Origin of the sequence: Thermogemmatispora sp., from assembly GCF_019683635.1 — a bacterium.
GTDB lineage: Bacteria > Chloroflexota > Ktedonobacteria > Ktedonobacterales > Ktedonobacteraceae > Thermogemmatispora.
In genome coordinates this window covers 1-3,300 of sequence record NZ_JADGIA010000323.1, presented here as the reverse complement: position 1 = coordinate 3,300, position 3,300 = coordinate 1, and the positions used below count along the sequence as shown (strand labels likewise).

At 58.3% G+C, this 3,300-nt stretch carries 3 protein-coding genes; all 3 read right to left on the bottom strand.

Annotated features, from left to right (window positions below):
* On the bottom strand, positions 1 to 542 hold a 542-nt coding region (locus IRZ31_RS20780; protein ID WP_297157523.1), incomplete at its 3' end, for an NYN domain-containing protein.
* Positions 543 to 1,685: 1,143 nt separating this feature from the next.
* Positions 1,686 to 1,985 carry a hypothetical protein gene (locus IRZ31_RS20775; protein WP_297157520.1) on the bottom strand — a complete coding sequence of 100 codons (300 nt, stop codon included), beginning with the start codon at positions 1,983 to 1,985 and terminating at the stop codon, positions 1,686 to 1,688.
* A gap of 247 nt (positions 1,986 to 2,232) precedes the next feature.
* Complete coding sequence (locus IRZ31_RS20770) at positions 2,233 to 3,231, bottom strand: hypothetical protein (RefSeq protein ID WP_297157517.1); 999 nt, start codon at positions 3,229 to 3,231, stop codon at positions 2,233 to 2,235.
* Between the last annotated feature and the right edge of the window lie 69 nt (positions 3,232 to 3,300).

The following is a 3,300-nucleotide window of genomic DNA, read 5'->3' as shown; positions in this document are numbered from 1 at the left end:
CCGCTGGGGGGCTGGCCTTGGGGGTAACTATAGGGGAGGCCCTGGCGAGGTACCTGTTGATAAGCGGTATCCTCCTCACCGGAAGAGCGGATCTCCGTATCCTGGCGCGGCCCTTGATCCTGCTGGTAGCCGGACCAGCCGTTCTCTTGGTTGGGCTGAACTGCGGGGAAGGGGCCTGTGTAGCCACTCTGAGTAGTGCCTCCCACAGACCACTGGCGCTGATACGGACCTTCAGAAGCGTAGCCTGGCACTCCGAGCGCGCCTGTTGAGGGATTCCCTGGAGGATAATGAATCGTCCCAATGCGGATACGGTCACGCTGCTTGGCCGGGCAATCTACACGGTCAATCATCGCTGCAGTCAGGCTGCCCTTGAACAGCTCCGGCTGACGCGACCAGTCCGCATAAGCGCGGGCCACCATGACAGTTCCATAACGGCGGGCGACGGCAATCAGCTCCTGCGGATCAGGCTCTCGCCGCTGGATATTCAGCATACTGTAGCGAATGTTCTCAAAGTCAATGAATAAAGCGATCTCTTCTGGCACAATCTTCTCCTCTCATGGGGAGAAACCGCGCAGACCAGGATTGCTGATTGTTCAGGTGCTCGGATTGCCTGCTATGCAATCCTACAACTATGAGCATATCATACTTTATTGGCGAAGTCGAGTGGTCTGCGCTTTACTTTTCAGAACTACTTATGATATAGTCTCTCATTAAGATAGCTACCGAACAGCTTATCAGAGGGTGAAGAGCAAATACTAAGGCACCGTTGGCATGCGATCACCTCGATCTAATCGACCGGCATTGGTCGGAAGTGTTCTCGCTCCTGCTGGTTGGCCGCACCTCTTTGCTAGAGAGCCGCTCTGCTCGCCAATTCCACCGGATCAGGCGAGAGCGATCAGACAGAGGCGGTGGCTGACTTTGATACGAGCCTCCACCACTGAGCTGAGCGAGCGGCTACCTGTTAAGAGCTAGCCTGATGGCGCGGTCGGAGGCCGGAGCGGGCAAAAGGTGCTCTTCCCAAACTCTGATCGAGGCGGGAGAGGCTTGGCTTGCACTGCAAACCGCCTGCCGCTCGCTCGCCTCTGCCCATCACCAGGATGGGAAGTCAGCAAGCGGTCGATCGCCTTTGCCGACTCCGAAGCTCTGCCCCTTCTGCTTTTAGCTAGCGCCTGGCAGGGTGTTGCCCGAGCTGCTGGCAGACGAGCGAGCGCTGACCTGACCATTGACAATAGCTGCCGAGAGGTCAGGTGAAACAAGCGTACAGCAAAGCTAGCTCGCTAACCCTGTGGTCGAGATTACCTCTCGGCTCTAAGCAGCTCAGCAGCTTACAGGCCGCTGCGCGGGCGAAGCAGATTGGTATCCTTCTTCCCGCTTAGCGAGCTGACCGCGGCCTCTCTTCTCGACCAGCCTCCGCGCCTGATGGTGCGAGCTGAGTGCGGGGTATAGGCGGCAGCCAGGCCAGTTACTCCAGGCCAGCCGTCTATGGCACAGCGTAGCATCTGCTCCTGCTCAGCGGCTCTTGTGTGCTCTGCCGATCCTGACGGACAGGCTAGCCGGGGTAGGCCCGTGCGTGGAAAACCGCGAGCGACGAGGGCGTTGCGTGCCAGTACTGCCAGCCGGAGAGCGTCCTTGATACACAAGAACCGGGGACACCCCCGGTTCCTCCGGTGAACGCTATTCAGATACTAGCGAGAAATACCAACCAACTCGCGGTCATGATCTGTCAAGAAGCGGCGCAACAGCCCCTCCACCTCTGCTGTTTGCGGCAGCTCCCGCCCATTCTCTTGCTCTTCTACGCGCGTTAGCAGTTCGTAGAGGCCGGGGATATCGTAGCGCAGCTGGACCTGGAGCTGACCATTGCTATTATAGCCCTCGACGAAGAGGCCATCCTCCTCCTCGCGGAGAGCGATGCTTTTCACCCCGATCTGGTCCAGCACCTGGCCTACGGCGTAGAGAATACGCGCGTAGCTGAAAGTGGTCGGCATTGATCCCTCCCTAAGATAGTGGCAATATGGGAAACCTGTAGCGCACAGATCGACGACGCTGTCACTGTATACATCAAGACAGGTCAGAAAGTTTCTCCACTGCTCTTGGTTAGTCTATCATATCGTTGCAACGGACGTCAAGGTAGTGAGCGGAGAGGCGCCCGGCTCCCTGGCTGCCTGGTGATAAGCAAAGGGAGGGGATGGGAGCCGGGCAGTTCTCCATCGGCTATGCGGTAGCCGGAGAGAGCTAGCGTCGGCCAAGCGAGCCATTGGCGACTTCGCGTGTGGCCCAAACGCCTGTGTCGCTGACTGAGTTTTTGAGATGGTTGGCCTGTCCGGCCCCGTTCCCATTGGCATTGAGAATCTCCAGAGCCTTCAGGCGCCAGAAACGAGCACTGGCAGGGCGTTTCAGGGCGAGGTACTGGGCCAGAGCCTCATCGGTGATAGAGGGGTTCGATTTCAGGACCTCGATCGTCATTTGGAGCTTATCGGGGTTGCCCTCAGCCGAGGCGGCCAGCATAGCCGGGTTGGTATTCTGCTCGCCATTGGGGCCTTCGTTGCCCACCGCCACGATCTGGCCGGTGATCGGACGCGAAAGATCTTGACTGCTTTCGCGCACTGTCCCGTTGCCTGCGGCGCTGGCAACCGGGGCCACCTCGGTCGTGCGCTCCTGATTGACAATCGGCAAAAGGCTGGCGGCGTTCAGCCGCGAGCCGGTCGTCAGAGCGCGGCGCAGGGTCGACATGGGGAGTTGGACCTGTTTGGCAAGCTCGGAGAGCGCCGTCAGCTGCTGCTGTCGCGTATTCTTCTCCTCCGCCTCCGCCTCGCTGATGGTCTCGGCCATCATGGTATAGACGATGCCCAGCAGCGGGAAGGCACTGGCCATGAAGGGGAAAATGTTGGTCAGCCAGGGCGCCGCGTGCTCCGCCGCGCTCAGCATCTGCGGGCTATGAAACTGCTTGGCATAGGCCCAGTTTACCGCCCATGAGAAGCCTGTGCAGATAATGATGAGAAGCCAATGCTGCCAGACTGCCTTAGGGGTCCGATAGCGCCGATAACGCTGGAAGGCCGTCCAGGACAGCAGATAAATGGTAACATCAATGCTAATCGCTATAGCATAGCTTACACCCCACCACCAGATCCCCTCTGGACCCGATGATGGCTCAAACGATGCAAAAAAGTAAGCAACATGTGGAATAGAGGCCGCCAGGAATACGGCGAATGCTATCCAGAAAAAATATTTCATCAAAGAGACTCCCCTTCCGCAATGATATGGTGACCCCTCGTACTATCACGTAGCAAAGCGTACGTCAGC